The sequence below is a fragment of the Salinispora goodfellowii genome, assembly GCF_059570675.1.
On sequence record NZ_JCANTD010000015.1, the window covers coordinates 82,277 to 106,457 of the forward strand.

The 24,181-nt window shown below is 70.0% G+C and carries 28 protein-coding genes; 13 read left to right on the plus strand and 15 right to left on the minus strand.

Going from position 1 to position 24,181, the window contains the following annotated elements:
- Positions 1 to 97 precede the first annotated feature (97 nt).
- The 9 genes from T398_RS15795 to T398_RS15835 all read right to left on the minus strand — a co-directional run bounded on the left by T398_RS15795 (position 98) and on the right by T398_RS15835 (position 9,524).
- Positions 98 to 826, minus strand: a complete 729-nt coding sequence (locus T398_RS15795) for a lysophospholipid acyltransferase family protein (RefSeq protein ID WP_496447767.1) — start codon at positions 824 to 826, stop codon at positions 98 to 100.
- A 115-nt stretch (positions 827 to 941) separates the two neighbouring features.
- Entirely contained in the window at positions 942 to 2,999 is a 2,058-nt protein-coding gene (locus T398_RS15800; RefSeq protein ID WP_496447768.1) for an amylo-alpha-1,6-glucosidase, read from the minus strand.
- Positions 2,999 to 3,370, minus strand: a complete 372-nt coding sequence (locus T398_RS15805; protein WP_496447770.1) for an SCP2 sterol-binding domain-containing protein — start codon at positions 3,368 to 3,370, stop codon at positions 2,999 to 3,001. The genes T398_RS15800 and T398_RS15805 overlap by 1 nt, the downstream gene beginning before the upstream one ends.
- A 149-nt stretch (positions 3,371 to 3,519) precedes the next feature.
- Entirely contained in the window at positions 3,520 to 3,936 is a 417-nt protein-coding gene (locus tag T398_RS15810; protein WP_018222920.1) for a CBS domain-containing protein, read from the minus strand.
- Positions 3,937 to 4,019: 83 nt separating this feature from the next.
- Positions 4,020 to 4,457, minus strand: coding sequence for a PPOX class F420-dependent oxidoreductase (locus T398_RS15815; protein WP_496447772.1), 438 nt, complete (start codon positions 4,455 to 4,457; stop codon positions 4,020 to 4,022).
- A gap of 80 nt (positions 4,458 to 4,537) precedes the next feature.
- Complete coding sequence (locus tag T398_RS15820) at positions 4,538 to 5,563, minus strand: aspartate-semialdehyde dehydrogenase (RefSeq protein WP_496447774.1); 1,026 nt, start codon at positions 5,561 to 5,563, stop codon at positions 4,538 to 4,540.
- Between the two features lie 80 nt (positions 5,564 to 5,643).
- Entirely contained in the window at positions 5,644 to 6,990 is a 1,347-nt protein-coding gene (locus T398_RS15825; protein WP_496447776.1) for a M16 family metallopeptidase, read from the minus strand.
- Positions 6,987 to 8,279 carry a M16 family metallopeptidase gene (locus T398_RS15830; protein ID WP_496447778.1) on the minus strand — a complete coding sequence of 431 codons (1,293 nt, stop codon included), beginning with the start codon at positions 8,277 to 8,279 and terminating at the stop codon, positions 6,987 to 6,989. The genes T398_RS15825 and T398_RS15830 overlap by 4 nt, the downstream gene beginning before the upstream one ends.
- A 93-nt stretch (positions 8,280 to 8,372) precedes the next feature.
- Positions 8,373 to 9,524, minus strand: coding sequence for an alkaline phosphatase PhoX (locus T398_RS15835; protein WP_496447779.1), 1,152 nt, complete (start codon positions 9,522 to 9,524; stop codon positions 8,373 to 8,375).
- A gap of 308 nt (positions 9,525 to 9,832) precedes the next feature.
- Here T398_RS15835 and T398_RS15840 point away from each other — a divergent pair, with 308 nt between their 5' ends.
- The 3 genes from T398_RS15840 (at position 9,833) to T398_RS15850 (ending at position 11,524) form a co-directional block, all read left to right on the plus strand.
- A complete protein-coding gene (locus tag T398_RS15840; protein WP_496447781.1) occupies positions 9,833 to 10,930 on the plus strand; it encodes a 3-deoxy-7-phosphoheptulonate synthase in 1,098 nt (365 codons plus the stop codon).
- A gap of 39 nt (positions 10,931 to 10,969) precedes the next feature.
- On the plus strand, positions 10,970 to 11,215 hold the full coding sequence (locus T398_RS15845; protein WP_496447783.1) for a hypothetical protein: 246 nt from the start codon (positions 10,970 to 10,972) through the stop codon (positions 11,213 to 11,215).
- Between the two features lie 102 nt (positions 11,216 to 11,317).
- Positions 11,318 to 11,524 carry a hypothetical protein gene (locus T398_RS15850; protein ID WP_496447784.1) on the plus strand — a complete coding sequence of 69 codons (207 nt, stop codon included), beginning with the start codon at positions 11,318 to 11,320 and terminating at the stop codon, positions 11,522 to 11,524.
- Between the two features lie 168 nt (positions 11,525 to 11,692).
- Here the strand turns inward: T398_RS15850 and T398_RS15855 are convergent, their stop codons facing one another.
- From T398_RS15855 to T398_RS15865, 3 genes are read right to left on the minus strand one after another with little or no spacing between them, the layout of a single operon-like run.
- The gene (locus T398_RS15855; RefSeq protein WP_496447785.1) at positions 11,693 to 12,214 is read right to left on the minus strand and encodes a DUF1360 domain-containing protein; all 522 of its coding nucleotides are present in this window, start codon (positions 12,212 to 12,214) and stop codon (positions 11,693 to 11,695) included.
- 50 nt (positions 12,215 to 12,264) lie between these two features.
- On the minus strand, positions 12,265 to 12,582 hold the full coding sequence (locus tag T398_RS15860; protein ID WP_496447786.1) for an SRPBCC family protein: 318 nt from the start codon (positions 12,580 to 12,582) through the stop codon (positions 12,265 to 12,267).
- Positions 12,582 to 12,902 (minus strand): DUF6158 family protein, encoded by a 321-nt coding sequence (locus tag T398_RS15865; RefSeq protein WP_496447788.1) that lies wholly within the window; start codon positions 12,900 to 12,902, stop codon positions 12,582 to 12,584. The genes T398_RS15860 and T398_RS15865 overlap by 1 nt, the downstream gene beginning before the upstream one ends.
- A 158-nt stretch (positions 12,903 to 13,060) precedes the next feature.
- Here T398_RS15865 and T398_RS15870 point away from each other — a divergent pair, with 158 nt between their 5' ends.
- The 3 genes from T398_RS15870 (at position 13,061) to T398_RS15880 (ending at position 14,986) form a co-directional block, all read left to right on the plus strand.
- Positions 13,061 to 13,474 (plus strand): hypothetical protein, encoded by a 414-nt coding sequence (locus T398_RS15870; RefSeq protein ID WP_496447789.1) that lies wholly within the window; start codon positions 13,061 to 13,063, stop codon positions 13,472 to 13,474.
- A 25-nt stretch (positions 13,475 to 13,499) separates the two neighbouring features.
- Positions 13,500 to 13,835: a DUF3817 domain-containing protein gene (locus tag T398_RS15875; protein WP_496447791.1), complete on the plus strand. Its 336-nt coding sequence runs from the start codon at positions 13,500 to 13,502 to the stop codon at positions 13,833 to 13,835.
- Between the two features lie 179 nt (positions 13,836 to 14,014).
- Positions 14,015 to 14,986, plus strand: coding sequence for a C40 family peptidase (locus T398_RS15880; RefSeq protein WP_496447793.1), 972 nt, complete (start codon positions 14,015 to 14,017; stop codon positions 14,984 to 14,986).
- A gap of 59 nt (positions 14,987 to 15,045) precedes the next feature.
- Here T398_RS15880 and T398_RS15885 read toward each other — a convergent pair whose 3' ends face one another.
- Both T398_RS15885 and T398_RS15890 read right to left on the minus strand, forming a co-directional pair.
- Positions 15,046 to 16,038, minus strand: a complete 993-nt coding sequence (locus T398_RS15885; RefSeq protein WP_496447795.1) for a sigma-70 family RNA polymerase sigma factor — start codon at positions 16,036 to 16,038, stop codon at positions 15,046 to 15,048.
- Between the two features lie 308 nt (positions 16,039 to 16,346).
- The gene (locus T398_RS15890; RefSeq protein WP_496447796.1) at positions 16,347 to 17,177 is read right to left on the minus strand and encodes a dTMP kinase; all 831 of its coding nucleotides are present in this window, start codon (positions 17,175 to 17,177) and stop codon (positions 16,347 to 16,349) included.
- 159 nt (positions 17,178 to 17,336) lie between these two features.
- Here T398_RS15890 and T398_RS15895 point away from each other — a divergent pair, with 159 nt between their 5' ends.
- From T398_RS15895 to T398_RS15925, 7 genes are all read left to right on the plus strand, one after another.
- A complete protein-coding gene (locus T398_RS15895; protein ID WP_496447797.1) occupies positions 17,337 to 17,921 on the plus strand; it encodes a nucleotidyltransferase family protein in 585 nt (194 codons plus the stop codon).
- Positions 17,918 to 18,196 (plus strand): hypothetical protein, encoded by a 279-nt coding sequence (locus tag T398_RS15900; protein ID WP_496447799.1) that lies wholly within the window; start codon positions 17,918 to 17,920, stop codon positions 18,194 to 18,196. The genes T398_RS15895 and T398_RS15900 overlap by 4 nt, the downstream gene beginning before the upstream one ends.
- 10 nt (positions 18,197 to 18,206) lie before the next feature.
- Positions 18,207 to 18,983: a metallophosphoesterase family protein gene (locus T398_RS15905; RefSeq protein WP_496447800.1), complete on the plus strand. Its 777-nt coding sequence runs from the start codon at positions 18,207 to 18,209 to the stop codon at positions 18,981 to 18,983.
- Positions 18,974 to 19,117 (plus strand): GPGG-motif small membrane protein, encoded by a 144-nt coding sequence (locus T398_RS15910; RefSeq protein WP_496447802.1) that lies wholly within the window; start codon positions 18,974 to 18,976, stop codon positions 19,115 to 19,117. Before T398_RS15905 ends, T398_RS15910 begins: the two co-directional genes overlap by 10 nt.
- Positions 19,118 to 19,312: 195 nt before the next feature.
- Entirely contained in the window at positions 19,313 to 20,656 is a 1,344-nt protein-coding gene (locus T398_RS15915; protein ID WP_496447803.1) for an ABC transporter substrate-binding protein, read from the plus strand.
- A 67-nt stretch (positions 20,657 to 20,723) separates the two neighbouring features.
- Positions 20,724 to 21,776, plus strand: coding sequence for a carbohydrate ABC transporter permease (locus T398_RS15920; protein WP_496447805.1), 1,053 nt, complete (start codon positions 20,724 to 20,726; stop codon positions 21,774 to 21,776).
- Between the two features lie 4 nt (positions 21,777 to 21,780).
- Positions 21,781 to 22,734 carry a carbohydrate ABC transporter permease gene (locus tag T398_RS15925; protein ID WP_496447806.1) on the plus strand — a complete coding sequence of 318 codons (954 nt, stop codon included), beginning with the start codon at positions 21,781 to 21,783 and terminating at the stop codon, positions 22,732 to 22,734.
- Between the two features lie 11 nt (positions 22,735 to 22,745).
- Here T398_RS15925 and T398_RS15930 read toward each other — a convergent pair whose 3' ends face one another.
- Positions 22,746 to 24,170 carry an MFS transporter gene (locus T398_RS15930; RefSeq protein ID WP_496447808.1) on the minus strand — a complete coding sequence of 475 codons (1,425 nt, stop codon included), beginning with the start codon at positions 24,168 to 24,170 and terminating at the stop codon, positions 22,746 to 22,748.
- Between the last annotated feature and the right edge of the window lie 11 nt (positions 24,171 to 24,181).

The following is a 24,181-nucleotide window of genomic DNA, read 5'->3' on the forward strand; positions in this document are numbered from 1 at the left end:
CCACCGCCCAGGCCGTACTTGGTCACCTGTTCGCCGCGGCCACGGAGGCGGGCGGGTGACCGCGTCCGCTCCGAAGCAATCCAGACCCGTGGGCGGCTCAGGAGCGATCCAGGGTGCCCGCCTCGGCGGGGGTTGGCGCGCTGCCGCCCAGGTGCGCCGGGAGCCACCAGGTGTCGTCGGGGCCGGCGGGGCGCTCCGGGTACTCCCGTTGGTTCCGGTCGACCAGGGCGCTCAGCCGCTCGGCCAGGTCGGTGGTCATCGCGTTCGCGTCCGGGTAGGCGGCCGGTTTCATCGGCTCGCCGATCAGGATGGTGATCGGGGTGTGCCGCCGGCCAAGGGTGCGCGGCCGTCCCTTGGTCCACAGCCGCTGGGTTCCCCAGACCGCCACCGGCAGCACCGGCACCTCGGCTTCCCGGGCCATCCGGGTCGCGCCGCTCTTGAGCTGCTTGACGGTGAAGGACCGGCTGATCGTCGCCTCGGGGAAGACTCCGACCACCTCGCCCCGCCGCAGCGCGGCGACCGCCTCGACAAAGGAACCGGTTCCGGCCCGGCGGTCGACCGGGATGTGCCGCATGCCCCGCATCAACGGCCCGGAGATCCGGTGCGTGAACACGGACTTCTTGGCCATGAACCGGACCAGCCGCTTCGACTCGCGCGCGCCCAGGCCGCAGAAGATGAAGTCGAGGTAGCTGACGTGGTTGCTGGCGAGGACCGCGCCGCCGGTCCGCGGTACGTGGTGGGCACCCTCAATGGTGATCTTCAGGTCGAGTACCCGGAACATTGTCTTGGCGGCGGCGATCACGGGCGGATACACGAGTTCCGGCATCCGCCGACCCTACCCCGGTTTCGGTGACCCCTCGGTAGGTGGAAGCCCCCTTGTTGGCGCCGTCCGCCTGCTCCCGGCCGGGGTCGGGGTCGGGGTCGGGCCGGGTCGGCTCACCTCACTCGCCGCGCTGGCGCAGGTCGAGTCGGCCGCGGGCGAACGCGTCCACTCGACCCCACCGGCCCGGGATGTCCAGTACCTCGATCCGCCCCATCCCCGCTGGCAGGCGCGGCTCGACAACCAGGTGGCCCTGGTGTGGCTCCAGCCCGAGCATGGTCCGCAGCAGCAACAGCGGGGCGCCGGTGGACCAGGCCTGGGGCGTGCACGCGGTCGGGTATTCGACCGGGAACCTGGTCAGCTCCCGTGGGTAGCCGCCGAACGCCTCCGGCAGCCGACCGTCGAAGTAGCGGGCGGCGTCGAGGATGCCGTTGGCGACCGTCGCCGCCTCCTCCGCGAAACCGTACTTGCGCAGACCCCAGGCGACGAACGAGTTGTCGAACGGCCAGATGGTGCCGTTGTGATAGCCGATTGGGTTGTATCGGGCCTCCCCCCTGGCCAGCGTCCGCACCCCCCAGCCGGAGAAGAGCCGTGGCCCCACCAGGTGCTCGGCGATTGTCCGGGCTCGCTCGTCGTCGACGATGCCGCTCCAGAGCAGGTGCCCGATGTTGGAGCTGAGCACGTCGCACTGCCGGCCGTCCGGGTCCAGAGCGAGTGCGTAGTACCCGCCGTCCGCCACCCACCACTCCTGGTTGAACCGTTCCTTGAGGTCGGCCGCCTCCCGCTCCAGTTGCTCGGCGTAGGCCGGGTCGTCCCAGAACTCGCGGGCCAACCGAGCCGCCCGCACCTTCGCGTCGTACGCGTATCCCTGCACCTCGCAGGTGGCGCGGGGGAACGGCGGCAGGGTGCCGTCGCGGTAGGAGATGGAGTCCCAGGAGTCCTTCCAGCACTGGTTTTCCAGCCCAGTGTCGGTGTTGCGCCGTTCGTACCAGATATAGCCGTTACCCACCAGGTCGGCGCAGCTATCGATCCATTTCAACGCAGCCCGACACTCGACCTGCAGCGCCCGCACCAGTTCGGCGTCCCCACTCCACCGCTCGTACTCGTCAAGGAGCACGATGAACAGCGGGGTCGCGTCCACCGAGCCGTAGTACGGCGAGTGGGGCTGCTCCTCGAAGGCGGCCGTCTCGCCGTACCGCATCTCGTGCAGGATCCGGCCCGGGTCCTCCTCCCGGAAGTCGTCGAACCGGGTGCCCTGAAGGGCGGCGAGGATCTGTAGCGTCGTCTTGGACAGCTCCGGGGTGAACGGCAGTACCTGCAGGCAGGTCAGGAGGCTGTCCCGACCGAACATGGTCATGAACCACGGCAGGCCGGCGGCCGGTAGCGCCGCCCCACCCAGCGAGAACGGAACGAAGCGCAGCGCCGCCAGGTCGACCAGGCAGCGGCGGTACGTCTCGGTCAGATCCCCGCGTTCACTGTTGACCTTGGGAGCGTTCGCGATCCACTCCTTGAGGTCCTGTTCCAGGGCGAGCCGCTCGGTGCCGTGCGCACGCAGCCCCCTGCGCAGGTCCCGGCCGCTGGGGCCGAGGGTCAGGGTCCGGACGTCGATCTCCGCCACCCACTGCTCATTCGCCGCCAGGTCGATGGTGTACGCGAAGCCGCCCTGGTCGAACCGGGCCGGCGCCGACGAGGTGATCATTGTTTCGCGCCGAAAGTTGCCGCGCCGGTAGCCCAACCGCAGCCGGTCCGACTCGGCCTCGGTGTAGCGCTCGCCCTTCTTGTTCAGCTGGTCATCCTTGATCTCGAACAGGTCGGCGAAGTCGGCTGCCGCCGCCATCCGGACCTCCAGCTCGACCGGATTCTCGTCGTGATTGAGAATGGTGAGCGTCTCCTGGAAGCTTCCCCCCACCGCCCGTTCCCGGATGACCGAGAGCTTGGCATCGACGTAGTGCGTCGCCGCCCCCGGCACCAGGAAAAACCGCGCCTCGTAGTACTGCAGGTCGTCATAGGAGAGCGGGTTGAGCCGTTCGCCGTTGATCGTCAGCACCCAGGTGGACAGGAAGCGGGTGTCGAGGGAGAAGAGACCGGTCGGCTCGGTCGGCGTCGCCTCGATGTCCCCATTCTCCGCGGAGACCACGAAGGTGTTGCCGTCGAGGATGCGCACCGTGTTGCCCGGCATCAACGAACCTCCCGTTCGAGGGCTCGGCGTGGGCCACGCGCGCGTGGGTCGCCCGGGAAGAGCCGTTCCACCTGGACGAAGAGCCGTGGATCACCACTGACCCTCAGCTCTCCCCGCAGGCTGGCCGCGATGCCGTGCTCCCGACCGGCGGCCAGCTCCTCGAAGAGCGCCGGGCTGAGCCCGATGACCGCGTCGGCCTCCAGGTCCTCCCGACTCACCCGCAACTGTCCCCGGTCGATCCGGAGGAGCCAGTGCGTCGTGTGCGCCCCCTCGTGCAGGTCGAACCGGACCGTCCCGGTGGTCTTGATCAACAGTGGCTCGTAGCCCCGCCGGTCGAGATCCTTGAAGAAGGCCGTGGTCGCTTCCGACATGGGTCCCCACCTCCCGCCGGCCCGTCCGCACGCGCGACTGGGCTGCCCATGGCACCTCTCCCACGTCGTGCCATCGGCCTCCGCGCACGAGTCCCCCGATCCGGAGCGGTCAACCTCGCCCGGATCGGGTGAGACCTGGCCGGGCCGCGCTAGTTGTTCGGGTCGTCCGCGCTGATGTCCGCGAGCACCGACTGCGGTTCACGCTCCACCGCCAGATCCCCCATCGACACCAGGCCGATCAGCTGCCCATCCTCGACCACCGGCAGCCGACGCACCGCGTAGGTCCGCATCAGGTCGGCGGCGGCCACGGCGTCGTCGTGCTGGCTGACCGTGATCACATCCCGGGTGGTGATCTCGTTCAACCGGGTCGAGGCCGGGTTCATGTTCTCCGCCACCGCTCGCACGGTAATGTCACGGTCTGTCACAATACCAACGACATCGTCACCATCAGTGACCACCACGTCCCCGATGGCGCAGTCCCGCATCTCCTGGGCGGCCGCGATGAGCGTGTCGTTGCCGTCCATCGTCACCAACCGGGTCGTCATGAACTCTTCGACCGTTGTCATGGTGCTCCCCTCTCGCTGTCGGCACCGCGGACTACCCCCACCAGGGCGGCAGGTAACGAACCCGGACGCGATGGGGCGGCCGCTCAGCCGCGCGGGGGCAGGCCGTAGACCCGCTCGACGTGCAGCCGCAACACCAGCCGGCGCTGCGCCACCATCTCCCGGCGGAAGTCGTCCCAGTCCGAGTGTTCACCCTGCATCGCCCGGTAGAGGTCGACCAGCTCCTCGACCGTAGGGTCGTCCGCGCGCTCGGCGACCGGAGTCAGCTCGGCCCGCCCCTCGGCGACCGCGTACGCCCAGCCGGCGCCGCTGCTGACGTGGAAGCTGGCCCGCGGATCCCGGCGCAGGTTGGCGACCTTGGCCCGGTTGTCGGTGACCGAGATCCGGATCAGCCCGGCCGCCGGGTCGTACTGGTAGAGCACGGTGGACAGCTGCGCCGGCCGGCCCCGCCGCAGCGTCGCCAACACACCCATCCGGTGCTCCGCGAGGAGCTCGAGCAGCGGCGCCTGGCTCTGGTCGGTCACGGTTGCCTCCCTCGTCTGGTCACCACAATCCAAACACGTCGGCGCCGCCCCGGGGGTATGAGCGGCGCCGACGGTGTGGCTCAGGCGCGCTCGGCGGCGACCAGTTCGGCGATCTGCACGGCGTTGAGCGCCGCCCCCTTCCGCAGGTTGTCGTTGGCGCAGAAGAGAGCGAGACCGTGTGCGACAGTCTGGTCGGCGCGGATTCGGCCCACATAGGTCGGGTCCTGACCGGCGGCCTGCAGCGGGGTGGGCACCTCGGAGAGGGCGACACCGGGCGCGTCAGCCAGCAATTCCCGGGCCCGCTGCGGGGTGATCGGCCGGGCAAAACGCGCGTTGACCTGAAGTGAGTGACCGGTGAAGACGGGAACCCGGACGCAGGTGCCGGAGACCTTGAGCTCGGGGATCTCGAGGATCTTGCGGCTCTCGTTCCGCAGCTTCTGCTCCTCGTCGGTCTCCTCGGACCCGTCGTCAACGATCGAACCGGCGAGCGGGAGCACGTTGAACGCGATCGGCTGGGCGAACGACCGGGGCACCGGGAAGTCCACCGCCGCGCCGTCGAAGGTGAGGCCGCTCGCGTGCTCGGCCACCTTCCGGACCTGCTCGTCCAGCTCAGCCACGCCGGCGAGGCCGGCCCCGGAGACCGCCTGGTAGGTCGAGACGACGAGACTCACCAACTCCGCCTCGGCGTGCAGCGGACGCAGCACCGGCATCGCGGCCATCGTGGTGCAGTTCGGGTTGGCGATGATCCCGCGGGGCCGGTGCCGGGCAGCGTGTGGATTCACCTCGGCGACGACGAGCGGCACCGCCGGGTCCATTCGAAAAGCCGACGAGTTGTCGATCACCACAGCTCCGGCTTCGGCGACCCGGGGGGCCAGATCCTTGGCGGATTCCTTGCCGGCCGAGAAGAGAACGATGTCCAGCCCCGAGTAGTCGGCGACGGCCGCGTCCTCCACCGTCAACTCGCCGCCGCGCCAGGGCAGGGTCCGCCCCGCCGACCGCGCGGAGGCGAACAGCCGAACCTGTTCGGCGGGGAACTCCCGCTCCGCCAACACCTGCCGCATTACCCCACCGACCTGGCCGGTGGCCCCCACAATGCCGATCCTCATACCCGCGAGGCTACCCAGCGGAGCCCGCCAACCAAGAATCCTTTCCCACCGCCCGGACCTGGCGATCCGGGCGGTGGCGGTCAGCGCGTGCTGGTGATGACCTCCCCCAGGTCGGTCGCCGCCAGCTCGGCCCGGATCTGGGCGGCGTCCCCCTCGACCACCAGGGTCAACTCCTCCGGGTGCAGGTGCGCGGCGGCGGCCGCCGAGACCTCCTCGACCTCGGCGGCGAGCAGCGCCGCACGCAGCCGGGCATGGTAGTCGTCGGGTAGGTCGTGGACGACCAGCGTGGTCAGCGCCGCGGCGATCGCCCGCGGGGTCTGCAACTCGACCGAGAGCTGGCCGGCCAGCCAGGAGCGGGCCACCGCCAGCTCCGGTTCGGTCACCCCGGTCTGCTGGGTACGGGTGATCTCGCCGACCGCCTCGACCAACGCGGGCGCGGTCACCGCGGTCTGCACGCCGGAGCTGACCGCGAACCGCCCGAACCGGCGAGACGACACGAAGTCACCCCGGATCCCGTACGTGTAGCCCCGCACCTCACGGATCAGATGGTTGAGCCGGGAGGTGAAGGCGCCACCGAGTACGGTGCCGGCGAGCCGCATCGGTACGTGGTCGGGGTGTGCGCGGTGCGGCGACGGATGCCCGAGCCGCAGCGTCGACTGCACCGAACCCGGCCGGTCCACCAGAATGATCTTGCGGCCGTCGCGTGGGGTGACCTCGACCGGGCCACCCCGGTCCACCGCGCCGCCACCGGTACCGGCGAACGCCGTCGCCGCGAGCGCCTCCAGGTCGAGTCGCTCCAGGTCCCCGACGACGATCAGAGTGCCCGGCCGAAGGAACCACTCCGAGTGGAAGATCCGGACGTCCTCGACCTCCAGCCCGGCCACCGTCTCCGGATCGCCGTACAGCGGCCGGCCCCAGCGGTTCTCGGCGCCGAACAGGTCGGCCCGCAGCGCCGCATCGGCCCGCGGGCCCGGATTCGCCCAATCCATGCGCTGGGCGGTCGCCTCGTCGTCGCGTACCCGCCGGACATCGTCCGGCTCCAGCCGCGGCGTGCGCACCGCCTCCGCCAACAGCTCCACCGCGGCGGGCAGCCGATCCACCGGCACCTGCACGCTCACCTGGAAGGAGTCCCAGTCCAGGCCGGCCACCAGCTCGGTGCCGAGCGCCTCGATGGCCAGCGCGTACGCCGTCGCGTCCCGCTGCGCTGTCCCCTCCTCCAGGGCCTTGGCGAGCACCGCGCCCAGCCCCTCCCGCCCCTGTGGCTCGCGGCCGGCGCCGGCGTCGAGCAGCAACAGCGCCACCGCCAGCGGCTGCCCCGGCAGGTGCGCGGCGACCAGTTGCCCACCCGCGACACCGCGGCGAACCACCTGCGGAAACCGGTACGGTCGGGCGGCCCCCGGACCGGGCTGGGTGCTGATCAGCGTCATGAGTTCTCCTCGGGCAGGTAGGTCAGGGTCACCCGGTCGACGGGGGCGAGCACCTCGGCAGCCACCGCCGCGATCTGCTCGGCGGTCACCGCCAGCCACGCCGGCAGCCGCTCGGCCGCCCGGCGCGGGTCACCGAACTGGGTCGCGCACCGGCCGAGGGTGTCGGCTCGGCCCTCCACCGTCGACATCTGCCGCCACCAGGCGGTACTGAGCAGCGCCTTGGCCCGGTCCAGCTCCGCGGCGGTAACCGGCACGGTGGCCACCTCGTCAACAACCTCGCCCAACCCGGCGGCCAACCGCTTCGCCGACACCCCGGGGCGGGCGGTGGCGGTGGCGATCAACGGCGCCGGGGCGTATGCCAGGTCCACCCCGTACGCCCCGACCAGGTCTGGCTGCGCGATCCGCTCCCCGTCGACGAGCCGTTGGTAGAGGCGGCTGCCCCGCCCGCTACCGAGGACGGTGGCGAGCACGCTGGTCACGTCGTAGCCGGCGGTGCCGAACGGGTGGGTACGGTGCGCGACGTACACCCGGGGCGCGGGTACCTCGGTGACGACCGTCTCCGTCGTCGCCACGCCGGCGCCGGAAACGTGCTGGCCGTCCGGCGCGGCCGGGATCTCCGGTCGGGGTGGGATCGCGCCGAAGTACTTCTCGGCCAGGGCGAAGACCTCGGCGGCGGAGGTGTCGCCGACGACCGTCAGCACAGCGTTGTTCGGCGCGTAGTACGCGGTGTGGAACGCCTGGAAGGTGGGGAGGTCGGCGGCGTTCAGGTCGGCCATCGAGCCGATCGTCGCGTGGTGGTACGGGTGGCCGGGTGGGTAGAGCAGCGGCAGCAGCCGCAGCCAGGCGTCGCCGTACGGGACGTTGTCGTAGCGCTGCCGCCGCTCGTTCTTGACCACGTCCCGCTGGTTGTCCAGCGTCTCCTGGGTCAACGCCGGTACCAACCCGCCCATCCGGTCGGCTTCGAGCCAGAGGGCCAACTCGAGGTGCTCGGCGGGGACCGTCTCGAAGTAGTTGGTGCGGTCCGGGTTGGTGGTGGCGTTGAGGGACCCACCACATCCCTGGACCAGCTTCATGTGTTCGGTCTTCGCCACGTTTGTCGAGCCCTCGAACATCAGGTGCTCGAAGAGGTGAGCGAAGCCGGTCTGCCCCTCCGGTTCGTGCCGGGAGCCGATGTCGTACCAGAGGTTGACGGCCACGGCTGGGGCGGTGCGGTCCTCACTCACCACCACGCGCAGGCCGTTGTCCAGTCGGGTCGTCTCGATGGGCCAGGGAAAACCGCTGTCGGGCATGGGAGGACGCTATCCGATCTCCGAGGCGCGGGGGCGGTGCGCCGCGGGGCGGGGCCCCACACGCTGGCTCAGCCGGGGGCCCCGCCGGCTCGCTCAGCGGAACGGGCCGCGTACCTCGTAGGTGATGCCGCCGGAGGACGATCCGGAGGTGCCGCGCTGGGACGAGAAGTAGAACCGGGTGCCGTCGGGCGAGAACGCCGGACCGCAGATCTCCGACCGGGACTGACCGGTGATCCGCAGGAACGGGGCGACGACCTCGTCCGGGGTGATGATGTTGATCTCCATGTTTCCGCCGTCCTCGGCGACGTAGAGGTCACCGCCGGCGGTACCGGTGATGTTGTCCACCCCGGTCAGCGGGGCGGTACCGGATACCAACGAGTCGTCGTACGCCAGGTCGATCCGCTCGTTGACCGCGTCGTACGCCCAAACCCGGTTGTCCCCCTTCGTGGTGAACCAACAGGTCCCGTCGGCGTACCAGCAGCCCTCCCCGCCGTTGAACCGCTTCGCCCCGGAGACCTGGTCTCGGGTGTACGTCGGCGAGCCGTCCGGGTCGGGCACCGGGGCCCAGGACACCGGGCCGCTGGTGGCGGTGCCGGCCACCAGCACCTCCAGGGTGCCGGCCGAGAGGTCACCCCAGGTCGTCGGCCGGAACCGGTAGAGGCAGCCGTCGCGCTCGTCCTCGGTGAGGTAGATCACCTGACGACCTGGATCGCAGGCGGCGGCCTCGTGCTTGAACAGACCCATCGCGTCCCGCCGTAGGGCGTTCGCACCACCGGTCGGGTCGGTCTCGTAGACGTAGCCCCGGCTGACCTCCTCGCAGGAGAGCCAGGTCTCCCACGGCGTCGCTCCACCCGCGCAGTTCTGCCGGGTGCCCGACAGGATCTGGTAGGCCGAGGCGACACCGCCGTCGGCGTCGAACCGGATCGCCGACGCGCCGCCACCCGGGGTGATCTCCGAGTTGGAGACGTAGATCCAGCCGGCACCGGCGGCGAAGCAGGCGCCGCCGTCGGGCGCGTCGTGCCAGGTGTACGCGGTACCGGTGACGGCCTGCCGGGAGCGGGCCACGATCCGACTGGTGAATCCCGCGGGCAGCTGGATGCCCAGGGCATCGGCCGGCTGCAGGGGCCCGTAAGGGCTCTCCCCGGGCTGGGCGGGGTCGGCCAGCGCGGCGCCAGCCCAGAGACTGCCGGAGAAGGCCGCGGCGCCACCGGCGACGCCAGCGCGGAGCAGAGTACGACGATCCATGGAAAACCTCCGGGAGAGGGAGCGGCCGGTCGTTGGCACCACAAACCTATCGATATCGCCATCGAAGCTGGTAAAAATCAGATGAGCCTTTCCGAACGGGCCGGTGGCCAATGCCGTCGAGTCAGGTAGACTCGCCGACGTGACACGCTCGTATCGATGGTTTAGGCAGCCGGCTCTCCCGCCGGTGACCTCATCGTGAGCTGAAGTCACCCGCACGAGCCGGCAAGGCAGGAGCTTCCGCTCCTGCCTTTTTGCGTACGAGCAGCCGGCTCTCCCGGGCACCGGCCCCGGGCACGGTCGGCGAAGGGATGCCCACCGTGACCACCTCCGAGACGAACCGGATCAACGACCAGCGGATCGACCGCGTGGTGCCGCTGACCACCCCGGCCCTGCTACACCACGAACTCCCCCTGGACAGTCCGCTCACCTCGGCCGTACTGACTGGCAGACGGGCCGTCGGCCGAGTGTTGGACCGTACCGACGACCGCCTCCTGGTAGTGGTCGGCCCCTGTTCGGTACATGACCCGGTCGCCGCCCTCGCCTACGCGCACCGACTCCGCGAGCTCGCCGATCGACTCGCCGACGACCTGCTCGTGGTGATGCGGGTCTACTTCGAGAAGCCGCGCTCGACCGTCGGCTGGAAGGGGCTTATCAACGACCCCGGCCTGGACGGCTCCGGTGATGTGAACACCGGCCTGCGCCGGGCCCGAGCGCTCCTGATCGACGTGCTGCGCCTGGGTCTTCCGGTCGGCTGCGAGTTCCTCGACCCGATCACCCCGCAGTACATCGCCGACACGGTCGCCTGGGGCGCGATCGGCGCCCGGACGGTGGAGAGCCAGGTACACCGCCAGCTCGCCTCCGGCCTGTCGATGCCGATCGGCATGAAGAACCGTCCCGACGGCAGCATCTCCACCGCGGTGGACGCCATCCGGGCGGCCGGCGTGCCGCACGTCTTCCCCGGCATCGACGCCTCCGGCACGCCAGCGATCATGCATACCCGCGGTAACACCGACGGCCACCTGGTGCTGCGCGGTGGGGGCAACCAGCCGAACTACGACGCCGAGTCGGTGAACGACGCGCTGGCGCTGCTGCGCGCCGCCGGGCTTCCCGAACGGCTGATCATCGACGCCAGCCACGCCAACAGCGGCAAGGACCACCGCAACCAGCCACTCGTCGCCGCCGACGTGGCCGCCCAACTCGCCGGCGGCCAGCACGGCATCGTCGGCGTCATGCTGGAGAGCTTCCTGCTCGCGGGTCGGCAGGACCTGGACCCGACCCGCGAGCTCACGTACGGGCAGTCGATCACCGATGCCTGCATCGGCTGGGACACCACGGAGCAGGTCCTGGCCGACCTGGCGGCCGCCGTACGCACCCGGCGGCGGGCTCCGGCCGTCACCCCGGTCTGACCGCCGGGTGGGTGGTTTACCGGTTACGGCCCCGGGTAGTTGGGCGCCGTGACCGACAACCCACCCGTTACCGCGGTGCCCGAGACCGAGTCCGACCTGCGCCGTCTCGACGACCTACTCGAGGACCTCTACCGGGGCCAAGAACGGATCAGCCAGGGCGACATCTACCGGCGAGCGGTCGCCGCCCAGCTGCCGGCGGAGCTACTCACCCGCATCTGCGGACTGCCCGAGGGCGAGTACTCCGTGGACGAGGCGGCCGACCTGCTGGGCGGGTCGGCCACCTGACTGGGCCGCGGTCGACGAGCCGGTCCGCCGACGCCCGGCAGCGGGTCGGGCGATGCCGGGGGCCGATCCGCAGCCCGGTGATCCGTCATGAAGGAGAGTGACATGTCCCAGCCCGCCCAGCGGCGCTCCGAGCAGCAGGAACAGCTCGCGGCTCTCGGCCAGCCGCCGGAGGGCCGGGACACCCTGCCGGAGCCGGACTTCGCCCGGGAGCACGATGTCACCGCGGTTGATCGAGACATCATCACCGGCGCGGACGCCGACGAGCGGGAAGAGGAGTCTCCCCGCGGTTGGTCGGGCGAGGAGAGCTGAGCGCCTGCTCCGCTCGGTGCCGGCCGAGGGGTCGCACGATCACGGCGGGTCCGGTGTCGCCCGGACCCGCCGTGATCGTGCGTGCGACGGAGATCAGCCGGCGCAGGTGTACCAGAACTCGGAGGGGCGAACGAGCTGACGTCAGCAAGGGATCCGGCGCTGCTGACCCTAGCTCCGCTCGGCCGCCTGCTGCGCCGTCGCGTGCGCCAACTGGATAAAGTCCGACGCCGTCATAGCGGTGAGAGCGGTGGCGACGAGACGGGTCAGCCGCGGCGTCAGCACCAGTCCGCCGGTGAGCCCGGTAGCTACCCAGACGGCCAGGCAGAACGGGCAACTGAGCAGCTCACCGACGGCGTGCCGGGTGGAGCTGCCCGAGTCGCGCACCTCCTCCATCACCTCGCCACTGCCAATCGGCCGGGCGTAGCGGGTGAACGGGGCCCGCAGCGGACTGGTCACGGCCTTCTTGGAGAGCAGCCGGCTGAGCTTGTAGGTCGCGATGGCCAGCAGAACCACGTCGGCCGTCGCGGGCCGCTCCGGCAGCGGCCGCCGAGTGGCCTTCACCAGCCCGGCGATCGCGGACGTCACCCCGGCGTAGGCACCCATGGCCACCAGGTAGCCGCCGAGCGGCCGGTACTCGTGTGGCGCGTAGGCCCGACGCAGACGGGTCACTTTCGCCTTCAACTCGGTCACCGCTCCCTCGGTCTGATCGCCGAGCCGCGGGGCTCGACGGTTCCCCCGACTCAGCCCGCCTGCAGGTTGTCGGCCACCGCTTGGGCGAGGTCTTCCAACGCCTCGTCCACCAGCCGCTCGGCGGTGCCACCGGTCAGGTCGAGCCGGATCCACGCCCCACCGGCGTCGGCCGGGTCAACCCGGATCTCGGCGGTCCAGTCCCCGGTGGCCCGCCAGCGGGCCGTCAGCTCCGCCCGACGGATGTCGGTGTCCGGCCGGCCGCCGACGCGAAGCGGCTCGGGGAGCCACGCCGACATCCGGCTCGGGTCGATCGCCGTGTTGAACACGACCTCCGGAGGGGCCGAGATACCCCGCTCGGCTGACGCCATCACGACTCCCGCAGTCGGCTCGGGTCGACCTCCCGCCCCGGACGCCGGGCGAGATACTCGGTCTCGAGCTCGGCGGTCCGGCGCAGGTGGGTGGCGAGCGCCGCGTCGGCGGCGTGCCGCAGGGTGTCCAGCCGCGTTCGGTGCAGGCTGCGCAACTCACGGATCAGGTCGGCATCGCCGAGGTCGGCCGGGTCGACGCCGAGCAGTTCGCCGTCGGAGTCCGCGGTGCCGGAGGCCCGGTCGTGCAGGTGGTCTCCATCCCATTCGGGCATCCGCTGCTCCGGGCTCGGGTACTCATCCCGCCGCACGGATCCGGTCATCGTCGCCCCCTTCACTGTTCTGGGCTGGCGTCTGGCCGGATGCCCACCCGAGGTGCCGGCAAACCAGCCCGCTGCGAGGACACGGCGGTCGGAACACACGCCCAGCCGCGCGGACACGGCTGTCGGAACGCGCCCCCGCCCCCGGTACCCTCGAGGCCATGAAGCGGCTCTGGACCCCGGCGTGGATCGTGCGCCACGTGGCCCTGGTCGTGCTCGTCGTGGGCTTCCTCGGGCTCGGCTGGTGGCAGCTCAGCCGCGCGGCCGGCGGCAATCCGATCAGCTGGGGCTACGCCGTGGAATGGCCGGTTTTTGCCGGCTTCGTCGTCTTCGTCTGGTGGCGGGAGGTCCGCCAGGAACTCCGCGGACCCGAGGCGCCGGGCCCAGCGGCGGAAACCACCGAATCGTCCACGACCACCGAGCCGACCCGGCTGGCGGTACGCCGGCCGGTACGGGCCAGCCGCACCGCGGCCGCCGTGCCGGACAGTAACGATCCGGAGCTCACCGCCTACAACCGCTACCTGCGGTGGTTGACCGACAATCCGGGTGCACGGCCCGGCGACTACCCCGGCTAGGCCCGGGTCGGAAGGACGGACGACGGTGGGCGCAGCCCTGACCCGGTACCGCGTGATCGCCTGGATCGTCGGCGTGGTGCTGATCCTGCTCATGGTGATCGGCATGCCGCTCAAATACGGCTTCGATTACCCGATCGTGGTGGAGACGGTGGGCCAGGCCCACGGCTTCCTCTACATGGTCTACCTGGTGGCCGCCTTCGACCTGTCCCGGCGGGCCGGCTGGCCGTTGAAACGCATGATCCTGGTGATGCTGGCGGGAACCGTTCCGTTCGTCTCCTTCTTCGCCGAGCGGCGGGTGAGCGGGTGGGTGACCGGGCAGGCCGCACCCCCGGAGCCGGTGGCCAACACCCCCGTCCGATAGAAGTTCACGTACTTCCGTTCGGCAACAATCGCCTCGGCTTCCCCTGCGGTTCACTCCTGCCCCGGGTTACCTTGTCCGGGTCGGCCCGCTCAACGCCGTCCATCCGGAGGGCACGGGTCCGGCGCCGCTGGGGCCTCCGCCCCTACCCGGTGGCTGGTGGGGAGAAGGAGCCGTCGCACTTGCCGTCCATCCGGAAACGCCTTCCCGCCCTCGCCGTCGCCGCCATCTCGGCCACGCTGGTCGCACCGGTCGCGCCCGCCCAGGCCGAGCCCTCCCCCGCCGAGCTGACCCGGCGGATCGAGAAAGCCTCCACCGAGCTGGAGCAGGTCGTGGAGGCACACAACACCCTCGCCGAGGACCTCAAGGCGAACAAAGCCACCCTGGCCCGGTTGACCGCCCGGCTGGGCCCGCTGGAGCAACAGGTCGCGCGGAGCCGAGCCGAGGTCAACCAACTGGCGGTGGCCGCGTACAAGACCGGTGAACTCGGCACCGCCACCGCACTACTGCGCCCAGACGACGCCACGACCCTGGTAGACCGGCTCACCACCGTCGACCGACTCGCCCAGGAGCGGCAGAAACGCATCACCGCCTGCACCAACGACCAGCGTCAGCTCCTCGCGCAACGGACCCGGCTGGAGGCAACCGTGGAGAAGGCGGCAGCGCAGGCCCGAGGGCTGGCCAGCACCCGCAAGCGGATCGAGCGCGACCTGGCCGACCTGTACGAGCTGCGCCGGCAGGCGTACGGCCGGGCAACCGAACCCGCCGGGGCCGACCCGGACCAGGTCCGAGCGACACCATCGGTCTCCGGCGCGGCCGGGGTGGCGGTGCGGTACGCGTACGGGGCGCTGGGCAAGCCCTACCGGTGGGGCGGGGACGACGGCGCCGGGTACGACTGCTCGGGCCTGACCTCGGCGGCGTGGCGAGCGGCCGGGAAGTCGCTGCCGCACAGCACCCGCCGGCAGTGGGAGGTGGTGGCGCACCTCAAACGCCACGACCTGAGCCCCGGTGACCTGGTCTTCTACCGCGGGCTGGGGCATGTCGCCCTCTACGTGGGTAATGGTCAGATCATCGATGCCCCCACCGCGGGGCGCAACGTGCTCAAACGCGACATGAACATCATGCCGATCGTGGGGTATGGCCGGGTCCGCTGACCACCACCCGCCCAAACAGGGTCGGGCCGGCGCCCCGACGGACGCCGGCCCGGTACCGCTCAGGCTGCCGCCTGGAGCCCTTCGGCGCGGGCCAGCTCGCGCAGCCGGCCGAGCGCCTGAATCTCCAGCTGCCGGATCCGCTCCCGCGAGAGCGAAAACCGCGAGGCCACCTCAGTCAGCGAGTGCTCCCGACCGTCCTCGAGGCCGTAGCGGGCGCGCATGATGCCCGCCGACCGGTCGTCCAGGTGACTGAGGAGGCCCTCGATGCGCTGCCGCTCCAGACCAGTGAGGACGATCTCCTCCGGTGACGGCGCGTCGCTGTCGGCGACCAGGTCACCGAGGTTGGTGTCGCCGTCGTCACCGACCGGCGTATCCAACGACACGGTGTCCTGCGACCAGCGAACCAGCTCGTTGACCCGCTCGATGGTGACGCCGAGCGCCGTCGCGATCTGCTCCGGCTCCGGGTCGCTACCGAGCTCACGGGTGAGCTGCCGGGCCACGTTCCGCATCCGGTTGACATCCTCCACCAGGTGCACCGGTAGCCGCACGGTGCGCTCCTGCTGGGCGATCGCCCGGCTGATCGCCTGGCGGATCCACCAGGTCGCGTAGGTGGAGAACTTGAAACCACGCTCGTAGTCGAACTTCTCCACCGCCCGGACCAGGCCGGTGTTGCCCTCCTGGATCAAGTCCAGCATCGGCATCCCGGAACGGACATACCGTCGGGCGATCGACACGACCAGTCGCAGGTTGGCCCGGATGAACAGGTCCTTGGCCCGCGCCCCGTCAGCGACCAGCCGTTGGAGTTCGGCCTTCTCGACGCCGGCCGGGACACGGTCCTCGTCAAGCAGATGCTCGGCGTAGAGGCCGGCCTCGATCGCCTTGGAGAGATCGACCTCCGTGGCGGCGTCCAGCAACGGGGTCCGGGAAATCTCGTGAAGGTAGACGCCGACCAGATCGCGCTCCTCGGCGACCTCGTCGGTCCGCATGCCGATATTCTTGTCCACGTTACTCACGGTCCCCTCGCTCGCGCCGGTTGCCCGGTTCCTTGCCATCCCCACGTCCGCCAGCTCCCTCCCCGCACCTTCCGCTGCTGCTCATCGGCGCTGACACCTGCACAACAGTTGAGACGCGTCAGGGATTCCATTCCGTGAGTCGAACGTGTCACGAATGCCTGATAATTAGCTGAGAGAACGGTCCATACTTGCTGTCAGCACCTCAGGTGGCGGCCCTGAGCTGAGCAGGACGCCCGACAGCTGGATCGACGGCCCACCGGTCCAGGCCAGGTCCAGGCCCAAGTCCATCGCAACACCACCCCGACCACGGCACAGCGACCCGGGTCACCACCAGGCTGCGATCCTGGTCACGCCCGGATCTGCCACGGCGGCCCGGTCGGTTCATCCACACCCGTGGTGATACCCCACGCCCGGGTGAACAATCCGCGGGCCGTTTCCCTGCCGCGCCCGGGGGCCAGCCCGGCGGCCACCCCACCATTCGTGCCGATCACCTCAGACACCGGAACCCGAGCCGGCTCCGGCGCCGCGCCCAACCAACTGTGCAGGTGCTCCCTGATCTGCCGGGTCACCTCGTCCGCCGGACGGTCCGCGTCCACCAGCACGAAGGTGTGGTGCTCTGGCAGGCTCCGGTACGCGCGATCCGCCGCGATCAGGTATCGCATACTCTCGTGGTCAGTGCCGCGTCGCTCGATCCGCCGGTACGCCTCGGCGGGGTCAACAACCAGCAGAAACGTTACCTGCGGCCGGGGGAAGACCCGGTAGCCGAGCCGGGCCAGCCGCTCCCACCGATGACCGCCGTGCGCCCGAATGCTCGCAAACTGGCAGGCGGAGTAGCGGTCCATCACCGCGACCCGGCCGGTAAGCCGGCGCCCCAGCAGGGCGGCGGCGATGGCAAGCCAACGCAACGCGGACTCTGCGGCCAGGAGGCCGGCCCGCCCGAGGAGCCGCTGCGCGTCCCGTCGACCCAGCCACCGCGCCATCCGGCCGAGGAAACGCCGGCCACCGGCGTTGCGATGGTAGGTGGCGGGAAGCCCGATCGCGGTCAGGGCCGCGGCCAGCCGGTGGGCCTGCGTCGTCTTACCCGAACCGTCGATGCCGATCAGGGCGACGGCACGCAGTCGGGCCTTCCCGCCTCGCAATCGGGCCTTGCCGCGTCGCGCCAGCTTGGAATCGGCCACCCTGCACACGCTATCCGACCCACGCACCCGCTCATTCGGCCGCTCCACCACCCTTTGGTGGCAGTTGACGCTTTCCCGCGCGCGCTGCCAGGTGTGGCAGACCATGATGCCGGGTACCGACCTGACACCTCCTCCCGACCACCAGGAACGGAGAGCCAGATGGCCGAGCGCGGGGCCGAGACCCTGGTGCACACGTTGAAGAAGGTCGCCGCCGTGCTCAAGCAGCAAGACATCCCCTTCGCGCTCGGCGGCAGCTTCGCGGTCTACGCGCACGGCGGCCACTCCAGCGAACACGACGTCGACTTCCTGATCCGGGAGTCCGACGTTGACCAGGCCCTGGGCGCCCTGGTCGCGGCCGGCTTCCTCGCCGAGCGCCCGCCCGAGGACTGGCTGGTCAAGGTCATCGACGACGACCGCGTGGTGGACCTGATCCACCGACCCGTCGAAACACCGGTGACGGACAAGACCTTCGTCGAGACCATCGTCCGTCCGGTGGACGCGATCCACATGCCGGTGCTCTCGGCGACCCAGCTGATGGTGCACAAACTGCTCAGTTTCTCCCAGCACCACTGCGACTTCACCCGGGGCCTGCCCCTGGCTCGCTCGCTGCGCGAGCAGATCGACTGGGAACGGGTATGCCGGGACACGCGCCACTCGCCGTACGCCGAGGCGTTCCTGGTGCTGCTGGACCGGCTTGAGGTGGTGGCGTACGCCGGCACCCCGGAACGAAGGGGAACACCGTGACCGAACACCAGGACGTGGCCACCCGACGGGCGACCGACGAGTACGTGGCAGCCGAGATTCACCGGCTCCTCGCCGAGGACCCCGACGTGGCTGAGCAGGGCATCACCGTGGTCCGCCGGGAGCTCGGCCTGGTGCTGCACGGCGAGGTGGAGAGCGTACAACGCCGGGACGAGATTCTCCGGCGCGTCGCCGAGCACTTCCCGGAACTGGCGGTCACCAGCGACATCGGGGTGATCCGCGCGCACCCGCCCACGGAGATCGAACAACTGCCCTGAGGGAGACCCGATGGTGATCCGAATCGCCGCCGTGGGCGACGTACATCTGGACGAGGACGTGGTCGGCCGCTTCCGGCCGGCTCTTGAGGACATGCCGAACCACGCCGACGTGCTGTTGCTCGCCGGTGATCTGACCCGGCACGGCACCGAGGCGGAGGCGCAGTGTGTGGCACGCGAGTTCGGTGGCCTGGGGGTGCCGGTGGTGACCGTACTCGGCAACCACGACTACCAGTGCAACGAGGTACCGCAGGTGGTGGAGGTGCTCGAGGCCGCTGGAATCACCGTGCTGGAGGGTAACGGGACGGTGCTGGACTGCGGCGGCAGCCGGCTCGGCATCGCCGGGGTGAAGGGGTTCGGTGGTGGCTTCGCCGGGCGGTGCGCCGCCGACTTCGGCGAACCGGAGATGAAGGCGTTCGTGCAGGCCAGCACCGAGAGCGCGGACGCGCTCAAGGCCGCCCTACATTCCCTCGACTGCGACCTGCTGGTGGCCCTGACCCACTACTCCCCGGTGCCCGACACGCTGGCCGGCGAGCCGCCGGAGATCTATGCCTTCCTCGGCTGCTACCAGCTGGGCCAGGCAATCGACTCAGCCCCCACCACACTCGCCCTACACGGACATGCTCATCACGGGACCGAACGCGGCACCACACCCGGAGGAGTACGGGTGCGGAACGTGGCACACCCGGTGATCAAACAGGCGTACAGCGTCTTCCACCTGGGTGAGCACCTCGAACCGGGCGAGGTTTCCCGGATGGGCAGCCTGGGTACCAAGCCGGCGTGGAGCTGATTCTCTGGCTGATCTCGGCCGTCCTGGTGGTGGCCGGCATTCTCGCCCTGTTCCGGCAGCGGATCCTGTGGGGAGTCGTCCTCATCGTCGGTGGGCTGCTGGTCGGACCGGGCGGGGTCAACGTCATCAGCTGACGGTGGCAGGGAACCAGCTGGCGGCTCAGCGCTTGACCGACCCAGACCATCGCATCGCTGTATTCAGATTGTTACCCGCTCGTGTCGTCTTCGGGGTGGACCACTCCAGCTGCAAACGCTTTTGTGTGGAGCACGCCCATCGGACCGGCGCCAGGTCTGTCGCACCGACCCGCGCCGGCCAGGAAGGAGGACGGCATGGCGGTCTTCGCCAGACCACGCCAAGCCTTCGTATTAGCTGGCGTGCTCGGCCTGGCCGTCGGCGCCACCGCCTGCGGTAGCGACGACGGCGACAGCGGCAGGGCCGATTCGCCGGAATGCGCGGTATACGAGCAGTACCAGGGCAACGGCGGCACCGAGGTCTCCATCTACGCGTCCATCCGCGACGCCGAGGCGGACCTGCTCGAGCAGTCCTGGGAACAGTTCGCCGACTGCACCGGCATTGAGATCGACTACGAGGGCAGCGGCGAGTTCGAGGCACAGCTCCAGGTCCGGGTGGACGGCGGCAACGCGCCAGACATCGCCTTCATCCCACAGCCGGGCCTACTGAACCGCTTCGCGCAGGCCGGCAAGCTCAAGCCGACATCGGCCGAGACCAGGGCGATGGCCGAGGAGAACTACGCTGCCGACTGGCTCCAATACAGCACCGTGAACGGGGAGTTCTACGGTGCTCCACTGGGCTCGAACGTCAAGTCATTCGTCTGGTACTCCCCGAAGATGTTCCAGGAGCAGGGCTGGTCGGTGCCGACCAGCTGGGACGATCTGATCAAACTCAGTGACCGCGCCGCCGCCGACGACATCACGCCGTGGTGCGTCGGCATCGAGTCCGGTGACGCCACCGGCTGGCCAGCCACCGACTGGATCGAGGACGTGCTGCTGCGGACGCAGACCCCCGAGGTCTACGACCAGTGGACCACCCACGCCATCCCCTTCGACGACCAGCGCGTCGTGGACGCCGTCGATCGCGCCGGCACCATCCTGCGAAACGACACGTACGTCAACGGCGGCTACGGCGGCGTGCAGAGTATCGCCACCACCTCGTTCCAGGAGGCCGGCCTGCCGATCCTCCAGGGCGAGTGCGCCCTGCACCGACAGGCGTCGTTCTACGCCAACCAGTGGCCCGAGGAGAGCGAGGTCGCCGAGGACGGCGACATCTTCGCGTTCTACTTCCCGCCCATCGACCCGGCGAAGGGCAAGCCGGTGTTGGGGGGCGGCGAGTTCACCGTCGCCTTCGACGACCGCCCGGAGGTCCAGGCGGTGCAGGCGTACCTCGCCTCCGGCGAGTACGCCAACGCCCGGGCCAAGCTGGGCAACTGGGTGTCGGCGAACACGAAGCTCGACCTCTCGAACGTGACCAACCCGATCGACCGGCTCTCGGTCGAGCTCCTTCAGGACAAGCAGACGGTCTTCCGCTTCGACGGCTCCGACCTGATGCCCGCCGCCGTCGGCGCCGGGACGTTCTGGAAGGAGATGGTGTCCTGGATCAGCGGCAAGGACACCGCGGCGGCCCTGGCCGCCATCGAGAGTTCCTGGCCCAGCTGATCAGCCCGCCCCGGTGGCCCGGCCCCACGGCCGGGCCACCGCCAGCCCACGCATCCCCGGAGGGCGGATGAACTTCGACTTCGCCGACGAGGCGCCGAAACTCGCCATGTTGCTGTATGGGGTGGTCGCCTTCGTGGCGGTGGTCGGTGGCCTGCTGCTGCTGCTCGACGTCGTCCCCACCCGGCTCACCCGCCGTCGGCAGGCCCGGCTCACCGCGGCCGTCGCCGCCGGGACTCCGCTGGAGCCGGGCCGGCGCCGGTCCCGCGAGGGCCTGTTCGCCCTCTTCTTTCTGCTACCCACGGTCCTGATGCTCGGCATCGGGCTGGTCATCCCCGCGATCCGCACCCTCGTGCTGTCGCTCAAGAACGGTGACAGCACGCAGTGGGTCGGGCTGCGCAACTACGGCTGGCTGGTCGACCGGCCCGAGATCGTCGACATCCTGCGAAACACCGCGCTCTGGGTGCTCCTGGTGCCGCTGCTGGCCACCTCGGTCGGCCTGATCTACGCAGTGCTCGTTGACCGCGCCCGCCTCGAGGCCCTGGCCAAATCCCTGATCTTCCTACCGATGGCGATCTCGTTCGTCGGCGCCGGCATCATCTGGAAGTTCGTCTACGCGTTCCGGCCCGCGGGGGCAGACCAGATCGGCCTGCTGAACCAGATCTGGGTGTGGCTCGGCGGCGAGCCCCAGCAGTGGCTGGCGAACCCGCCACTGAACACGCTGCTGCTGATCGTGGTGATGATCTGGATCCAGGCCGGCTTCGCCATGGTAGTACTCTCGGCCGCCATCAAGGCCATCCCCACCGACATGATCGAGGCTGCTCGCATCGATGGTGTGAACGCCTGGCAGCAGTTCTGGCGGATCACCCTGCCGGGCATCCGGCCCGCCCTGGTCGTGGTGGTGGTGACCATCTCGATCGCCACGCTGAAGCTCTTCGACATCGTCCGCACGATGACGAACGGCAACTTCGACACCAACGTCATCGCAACCGAGATGTACAACCAGGCGTTCCGGTACGGGCAGACCGGCCAGGGCTCGGCCCTCGCTGTCGTCCTGTTCATCCTGGTCATTCCCATCGTCATCTACCAGGTACGCAGCCTGCGTCGGCAGCGGGAGGTATGACCCCGTGACCACAACCACCCCGACGCGGGCCGGAACCGCGGTGCCGCCGAAAATCGCCGGCCGCGTCCGCCGGCGGCTCAACACCCGCTGGGCGACCGCTGCCTCAATCGTGATCGCGATTGTCTGGACCATCCCGACCTTCGGGCTCCTCGTCTCGTCCCTCCGACCCGAGGACCAGATCAAGACGACCGGCTGGTGGACGTTCTTCGCTGATCCACAGCTGACGCTGGAGAACTACGAGCAGGTACTCTTCGGCCGTTCCTCGTCGGCCGGCCAGTTGGCCAGCTACTTCCTCAACTCGATCGTCATCACGCTGCCGTCGGTGTTGTTCCCGTTGGCCTTCGCGGCGCTGGCCGCGTACGCGCTGGCGTGGATCAACTTCCGGGGTCGGGACTGGATCTACATCGGAATATTCGCGTTGCAGATCGTCCCGCTCCAGATGGCCCTGGTCCCACTGCTCAGCTTCTTCTCCCAGGGCATCAGTGTCGGCGGCATCGACCTGCTGCCCGCCTGGAACCTCGACGACGAGCAGCGGTTCATCCAGGTCTGGTTCGCCCACACCTGCTTCGCGCTGCCCCTGGGCGTCTTTCTGCTGCACAACTTCGTGTCCCAGCTACCCCGGGACCTGATGGAAGCGGCCCGGGTCGACGGTGCCACCCACCCCAAGATCTTCCGTACGATCGTGCTGCCGCTGATCACCCCAGCACTCGCCGCGTACGGCATCTTCCAGTTCCTCTGGGTCTGGAACGACCTGCTGGTCGCGTTGATCTTCGCCGGCGGCGGGGACGAAACCGCACCGCTCACCGTCCGCCTCGCCGAGCTGGCCGGAACCCGGGGCAACGAGTGGCAACGCCTCACCTCCGGCGCGTTCGTCGCCATCGTCGTACCGCTGCTCGTCTTCCTGTCGTTGCAGCGCTACTTCGTCCGCGGGCTCCTCGCCGGCAGCGTCAAGGGGTGACCGCGCCCGTACTACATCCGCTTGGCGCGGGTCCGGAGCAGGACCCGCACCGCAGCGATATCCCGTGGGGAGCTGCGGGCGGCGAGCCAGTACATGATCCCGGTCGGCACGAAGAACAGCTGGAACGCGGCGAGCCCGACCGCGTAGTTCAACGGCGGCGGGAAGGCCACCCGCAGCCCGTGGAACACCACCCCGACCAGTCCGTTCCCGGTCGCCCGGCCGACCCCGTTGACCAGGTTGCCGAGACTGTACACAGTGCCGCGATGCTCCGGCGGGTTGACATCGGCGATCAAGGCGAACCAGTTCGGTGAGTTGGCCGAGGTCAGGGCGAGTGCCAGCAACGCAGTGAGCAGACTCAGCCCGACCGTCGGCTCGGTCAGCACACTCGCCAGCACCGCCCGGACGATGGTGCCCGAGCCGGCTCCGTCGGGCACGTCAATGCGAATCGGCACGAAGAAGAGCACCAGATAGAACGGCAACGCCGCGAGGATCCCGACCGCGGCGACCTTCGCCCGGCCGGACGGGGTACGGCGTTGCAGGGCATCCCCGACCAACCCGCCCACGATGGAGAAGACCCCGCCGAGCTGGAACAGGGTGGCGAAGACGCTGCCCACCACGACCGCGGTCGCAGCCGAGTAGCCCTGCGCCTCCGCCCGCTCGGCGAAGAGCACCGGCAGCCAGACCAGCGAGCCGAACGCGGCCTGCGCGGTGAGCCCCTGCAGGATCAGCCAGCGATTCGTCCGCCGGCCCAGAATCCGCGGCAGGTCGGCCCGGCTGATCCGGTGATCGTACTCGGCGCCACCGGCCAACCGGTCGGCCAGCTCCGGTTCGCCCTGACCACGCTGGATGTCGAAGGTGAACAGGTAGGCCGCGGTGGCACCGAGCCCCACGACGGTGAGCACCAGGAACGGACGTCGCCAGTCCGCCGCCCCGAGCAGGCCGCCCACCAGGGTGCCGGCCAGCGTGCCGACCCCCTGGGACAGCCCCCAGAAGCTCATCACCAGACCCCGACGGCGGGGCGAGATCAAGTCGGTGACCACCGAGAAGCCAACCGACCCAACGGCGCCGAGCCCCACCGCACCGACCACCTGGGCGGCCAGGAAGGTCGGATAGCTGCCCGCCACCGCACTGCCACCGGTGCCGAACGCCCAGATCAGCGTGCCAACCATGAGCAGCGGCTTACGGTTGGTGCGGTCCCCGACGTAGGCCCACCCCACCGCCGCCACCGCGCTGACCAGGAAGTTGGCCGCGGTGACCAGGCCGAGTAGGCGCCGTGACACATCGAGCGCGTCGGCGATCGAGCCATACAGCGGCGGCACCAGGCCGATCGCCACATTGTCCAGGGAGGCGAGCAGCACGAACACCACGACGCTGTAGAACCGGTGCGTCGGGCTGCCACCCCACGTCCGCACCGGTCCACCGGTGACCAAGGCCATACCGGCAGCCA